5 protein-coding genes and 1 pseudogene are annotated in these 6,000 nt (G+C 67.5%); 3 read left to right on the top strand and 3 right to left on the bottom strand.

The window, feature by feature from the left end; translation table 11 throughout:
• Nucleotides 1-57 precede the first annotated feature (57 nt).
• Both ACZ3IC_RS27650 and ACZ3IC_RS27655 read right to left on the bottom strand, forming a co-directional pair.
• A complete protein-coding gene (locus ACZ3IC_RS27650; protein WP_467420386.1) occupies nt 58-816 on the bottom strand; it encodes a hypothetical protein in 759 nt (252 codons plus the stop codon).
• Nucleotides 817-860: 44 nt separating this feature from the next.
• Entirely contained in the window at nt 861-1,214 is a 354-nt protein-coding gene (locus ACZ3IC_RS27655; protein WP_467420403.1) for a hypothetical protein, read from the bottom strand.
• Between the two features lie 2 nt (nt 1,215-1,216).
• Here ACZ3IC_RS27655 and ACZ3IC_RS27660 point away from each other — a divergent pair, with 2 nt between their 5' ends.
• Nucleotides 1,217-1,450, top strand: coding sequence for a hypothetical protein (locus tag ACZ3IC_RS27660; RefSeq protein WP_467420405.1), 234 nt, complete (start codon nt 1,217-1,219; stop codon nt 1,448-1,450).
• Here the strand turns inward: ACZ3IC_RS27660 and ACZ3IC_RS27665 are convergent.
• Nucleotides 1,384-1,629, bottom strand: a pseudogene (locus ACZ3IC_RS27665) (hypothetical protein); the annotation flags it as partial. The gene ACZ3IC_RS27660 and the pseudogene ACZ3IC_RS27665 overlap by 67 nt on opposite strands.
• Between ACZ3IC_RS27665 and ACZ3IC_RS27670 the strand changes: the two are divergent.
• Together ACZ3IC_RS27670 and ACZ3IC_RS27675 are read left to right on the top strand one after the other, a co-directional pair.
• The gene (locus ACZ3IC_RS27670) at nt 1,537-5,544 is read left to right on the top strand and encodes a polymorphic toxin-type HINT domain-containing protein (protein WP_467420388.1); all 4,008 of its coding nucleotides are present in this window, start codon (nt 1,537-1,539) and stop codon (nt 5,542-5,544) included. The pseudogene ACZ3IC_RS27665 and the gene ACZ3IC_RS27670 sit on opposite strands and share 93 nt — an antisense overlap.
• Before the next feature lie 7 nt (nt 5,545-5,551).
• Complete coding sequence (locus ACZ3IC_RS27675; RefSeq protein WP_467420389.1) at nt 5,552-5,869, top strand: hypothetical protein; 318 nt, start codon at nt 5,552-5,554, stop codon at nt 5,867-5,869.
• Nucleotides 5,870-6,000: the final 131 nt, after the last annotated feature.

The following is a 6,000-nucleotide window of genomic DNA, read 5'->3' on the forward strand; positions in this document are numbered from 1 at the left end:
TGGGGTGGTCGGTGCCGTCAAGGGTGAAGCAGGGCAGCACGTGAGCCGGGCACAAGCTCAGGAGAGGGCGGCGAACTGCGCGTCCACGACCGCGGGCGGCACGGCCAGGTCCTTCGGGGACGCGGCCGCTCCGGCAGTGGTGGTGGTGAAGAGGGAGACCGTGGCCCCCCGGCGCATCACGATCACCTTCTGGGCGGACTCGCTCCCGCCCGTCCGCAGGGTCACTCCGAACCCCATCGCCTGGTCCGCCCCTTGGGGCGCCAACTCCCGCACCGCGCCCGTCACCTGCCGCTCCTTGCCCGCGACCTTCATGGTGAAGCCCTGCCCACAGGAGTCGGCGGCGGTGGAGAGCCCCACCAGAGCGTCGACGGCACCCTCCTCCTCCTTGTACGAGGCGAGCGTCACAGTGGTCGCCAGGCCATCGCCGGAGACTTGGCGCACCACGGTGTCCTCGGGGCCGCCGAGCGCCGTGCCGGCCACCGCGCGGGCGAGCGGTCGGCATGCCTGGTCCGCCTCGACGTCGTCGGCCTTCGGGGCTTCCTTCCCCGTCGGGGTGGTGACCGTCGTCCCGGGGACGCTGCCGTTCTTCAGCGCTTTACCGACCAGTCCGGCCGGCCCGATGGCGGTCGGACTGGCGGCCGCCCCGCGCTGCAGGCCGTACGTTGTCGAGCCCGCCCCACCGCCCCCCGCCACGGAGCACGCCGTCGCAAGGACCACTGCGGCAGCCGACAGCACGGCGGCCGTGACCCTGCGTGCGGCGGGACGGGGGCGGACGTCCCTGATGCTTCTGCCCGCGCCGCGTGCGTACTGCTTCATCGTCTTGTCCCTCGAACGTGCCCGGTGGTTGGAGCGGGGCCGCATCAGCCGAGCGCCATTTTGTTCTCCCAGCCGCCGCTGATGACGGTGGTCGCGCTGCCGGCCCAGGTGGCCGTCGCCTTGTAGAAGCGCACGCTGCCGTCGGCCATGAGCGCCCAGATGTCGGGGATGCCGTCACCGGAGACGTCCGGGGTGCCGGTCATCACCGGGATGCTCGCCAGGCTCCAGCCCGTACCGAACTCGGCGTCGACCCCGGTCAGGGAGTTCGCCGCGCTGGCGAGGGAGGTCAGGCTGGTGCCGCCGCCCGCGTCGGGCTTGCCGAGGCGCAGCAGCAGCCGGTTGGACACGAACGTCCGATACACCAGGTCCACTGAGCCGTCGCCGTTGTAGTCGCCCACGTTTGACCAGGTCACGGACCGCCCAGGCCGACAAGGAGAGCGGCGTCGCGGTCTGGAAGGTGCCGCCGGTGTACCCGGAGAAGACCCACAGGGCGTCGCCCGAGGTCGCGAAGAGCTCCGGGCGGCCGTCGCCGGTGATGTCGCCGGTCGCGAGGATCTGGGTGAACGTCGACGGACTGGGGGCGTTCGACGGCAGCCACACCTCGGTGCGCTGCTCGACGTCGACACTGCCGTAGCCGTCGCCCCGGTAGATGTAGAGCTTGCCGTCGCCGGTCCGGGCGACCAGGTCCTGGATGCCGTCGCCGGGCAGGAAGTCACCGTTGTGCGTGATCAGCGACGGCTTCCCGGCCTGGTCGAGCCAGTAGTCGCCGCCGTCGGAGATGCCGTCCTCGTCGAGGTCGGCTTCCAGGCTCACACCGTCCCGGTGGGCCGCCTGGAGCGACACGTGGATGTCACCGGTGGTGGTCGCCGGGTACAGCCGCAGGTCACCGGTGGCGTCCAGGAGGTAAAGGTCGGCCACCCCGTCGCCGGTCACGTCTCCGGCGGCGCCGCCCAGCGCAGCTGGAGCGACGCGCAGGGGCGGACCGTCCGGGTCGACACCTTCACGGACGCGGCACGCACCGCGTTCCGCTCGACCACCTACTCCTTCGACGCGCGGGGCGACCAGGTCAAGGCGGAGGACTCGTCCAAGAACGTCTGGTCCTGGACCTACGACGCGCTCGGCCGGCAGCTGACCTCCACCGATCCGGACACCGGCACGAGCAGCACCACGTACGACGTGCTCGGCCGGCCCGAAACGGTCACCGACAGCAAGCAGAACACGATCTGGACCGCGTACGACGAACTCGGCCGCGCGACCGAGCAGCGACGCGACTCGTCCACCGGTGAACTACTGGCCTCGTCCGTCTACGACCAGGTCATCGGCGGTCTCGGGCTGCCGTCCTCGTCCACCCGCTACACGGACGGGCTGCCGTACACCGATACGATCACCGGCTACACCCCCGAGTACCAGCCGACCGGGACCAAGCTGACGCTGCCCGCGACGATCGCGGCGCAGTACGGGCTGCAGGAGACGTACGCCTACGCCTACGAGTACAGCGAGAGCGGCCAGCTGAGGACGGCGTCCCTTCCGGCGGCGGGCGGACTGTCCCCGGAGAAGATCGTCACCCGGTACAACGAGGACGGTCTGCCGGTCTCGACGTCCGGTCTTGACTGGTACAACGCGGACACCGACTACAGCGTGTACGGCCAGGTGCTCCGGGCCGTCACGGGTGAGAATCCCAACCGGGTCTGGACGACCAACCTGTACGACGAGCGCACCGGTGAGCTGACGAAGACGTACACCGACCGCGAGTCCACCAGCGACACCTCGGCGGTGCTCGGCAACCGCGTCAACATGCGTTCCTACGCGTACGACCCGGCTGGCAACGTCACGAAGATCGAGGACGAGGTCGACTCGGTCACCGACCGCCAGTGCTTCAGCTACGACCCCATCGGTCAGCTGACGGAGGCGTGGACGGCGTCGGACACGGAGTGCGCGGTGCAGGCCGACGGGACGCCGAGCGCGCCGACGATCGGTGCCGCGGGCGACGGGTACCACAAGTCGTACACGTACGACGCGATGGGCAACCGCAAGACCGAGGTCGACCACTACCTCGGCGCCGCAGGCAGCCCGACCACGGTCCTCGACCCGGCCAAGGACGCCACCACCTCGTACACCTACGGCAAGGCGGACGGCACCCAGCCGCACACCCTGACCGGGATATCGTCCACCTACCTGACGGACGCGGGTGCCAAGGTCACCAAGGCCTCGACCCGGACGTACGACAAGGCCGGAAACACCGAGACCCGAACCGACGGCGGCGACGAACAGGGCCTCACCTGGACCTGGGACGGCAAGCTGGAGTCGGTCACCGGCTTCGGCGAGAGCGGCGCGGGGGCCTGGATCGGTCTCTCCGGCAAGTGCCTCGACCTCTCGTCCGGTTCAACGGTCGCGGGCACCGCGCTCCAGCTCTACGCCTGCAACGGCACCCGCGCCCAGCAGTTGAGGATCGAGGGTGCCACACCCACCGATTCGTCCAAGGGCACGTTGAAGGTCCTCGGCCGGTGTGTCGTGCCGAAGGACGGCGCGACCGCCGACGGAACAGCGGTCGTGATCGCGGACTGCACCGGGGCCGCGGACCAGCAGTGGACCGCGGTCGAGGCCGGTCACAAACTCAAGCACGTCGCCTCGGGCAAGTGCCTGGTGGTCCCGGGTGCCAACACGGCCTCGGGCACGGACCTTCAGCTCGGTACGTGTGACGCGAGCGGGGCAGCCCAGTCGTGGGCCCCCGCGGACGAGACCACGTACGTCTACGGGCCTTCCGGTGAGCGGCTGATGGCGCTCACCGCGAGCACCCGGACGCTGTACCTCGGGGACACCACCGTCTCGGTCAACGTCGACGGGACGCCTGCCTACACCGAGCGTTACTACCAGCAGGCCGGCGGCCCGGTGGTGATGCGCTTCAAGCAGGGCGGCGGCGCCGACCAGTTGTCGATGCAGGTCACCGACCAGAACGGCACTGCCTACGCCGACGTCAAGCTGGCCGCGGGCAACGCGGTGAAGTTCGAGAAGACCGATCCGTTCGGTGTCGCTCGCAAGGAGAGCGCCAACTGGCAGTCCCATAAGGGGTACATCGGAGGCACCGATGACAACTCCAGCGGGCTCGTGCACCTGGGCGCCCGCGAGTACGACCCGGAGACGGGCCGGTTCATCTCGGCCGACCCCGTGCTGGACCTGGCCGACCCGGTCCAGATGAACGGGTACGTCTACTGCGAGAACAACCCGGTCACCTTCGCCGACCCGAGCGGTCTGATGTCGGACGACGGCAGCGGAGGCAGAGGCTTTGGCGGCGGTGGCGGCACGGCCGAGACCGCGGAGGAGGCGTGGGCCAACCAGCAGCTGAACACGTCGATGTCCGACATCATCCTCAACGTCGGCTGGGCGGTCTTCAAGGAGTTCGTCGGCTGGAACGATGTCGTGAGCTACTTCTCGCGCGGCGACATGTGGGCCTGCGGTTCGCTGATCATCGACGCGATCCCGTGGACGTCGGTCTTCAGCAAGGGCAAGAAGATCTGGCGCGCGGTCGAGAAGACGTTCAGCGCGATCAGCGCCTGGCGCAAGGCCCAGGAGAAGGCCCGCAAGATCATCGCAGCCGCCAAGGCAGCCCGCGAAGCGGCCAAGCGCGCTGCCGCAGCAGCCAAGGCAGCGGCCAAGAAGGCCGCACAGCAAGCGAAGAAGAAAGCACAGCAGGCAGCCACCAGAGCAGCGAAAAAGGCAGCGGAGAAGACCGGAAACGTCGCCCAGAAGTCCAAAAAAGCAGCAGCCAAGACGAACGAGAAAGTCAAGAGCGCTGCCCAGAAGGAGCGGAAATCGGTCAGCAGTAACGCCAAGAAGAGCTGCGAGGACGAAAGCAACAGTTTCGTTCCCGGCACCCAGGTGGTGATGGCGGACGGATCGACAAAGCCAATCGAAAAGGTCAAGAACGGCGACAAGGTCGTCGCGACAGACCCGGAAACGGGCGAGACGAGCGTCGAGACCGTCACGGCCGAGATCGTCGGCGAAGGCGTCAAGCACCTGGTCAAGGTCACGATCGACACGGATGGCGAGAAGGGAAGCAAGACCTCCTCAGTCACAGCAACGGACGGCCACCCATTCTGGGTTCAGGCGCTGGGCAAGTGGATCGACGCCACCGACCTCACGGCCGGCGAATGGCTCCGCACGAGCGCAGGCACCTACATCCAGATCACGGCAGTCGACCGTTGGACAGTGGGGCACGCGAAGGTCCACAACCTCACGGTCAACGACCTCCACACGTACTATGTGCTGGCGGGGGCTGCGCCGGTACTAGTTCACAACTGCAACTCTGGTGTGAACTCGGCTGGTGATGCGTGCGCTTGTGGAGGTGGCCCTCAGGCCTATTCGGTTGCCTTCGAGATGACGCTGAATGCCGCCGATTTCGGTCGATCTCGCAGCACGCATTTTAGGCGGGCGAACGAGGCGCTTGATGCGGCGCTTCAGTCGGACGCGGGCTTCGCTCAATCGATGGATCAGCTCATTCCTGGTATCGGGAGTGCGGTTTCCTCGCGGGGAGGTAGGCGAACCCCGGCCGGTTGGACTTGGCAGCATGAGCCGGCCTCCAACGCCGGCGGGCGGCAGGGTGTAATGCGCCTTGTACCGCGCTCCCAGCATGATCCTGGGTCGCTGTGGCAGCATCTGCTGCACCCCGGCGGGGCCGGTGGCTATGCGGAGTGGGCGGTTCCGAACGGCGCCCCACGTAACAGGAGGTGAGCAGAAAGTGTCGATCACGCTAACGCATCGCGATGGAGGCATGGAGGGCGGCACTGAGGCCGACCTTGCAGCCCTCGTCGCCGAGCTCGACGAGCCAGTCGATGAGGAACATCCAGACGTGGCGGTCACGGACGATGATTCCTCCTGGAATGTTTCAGCGTTTCAAGACGGAACTCTGGTACTCGAAAATCTAGATGACAGTGATGTGCGGCCCCGCCACATTCGTGACGTCCCGCGCGCAGAAATGCTCAAGGTGATAGGCATGTTGGTTCGCGGCGATCTGGATTCCATCCAACAGCTGGATTGGCATCCCGGTTACGGCTGAACCGGCTGATTTCATGCCCGCTCGGCAGGGCTCTGCTGGCTAGTACTCCAGCCGTAGATCGTGATCTTGCTGGTAGGGCCGGTGTGGGCATGGGTGCGGCCACCGTTGATCATCGTGAGTTGTGTGGACTG

The organism is Streptomyces sp. NPDC002958, assembly GCF_055563255.1.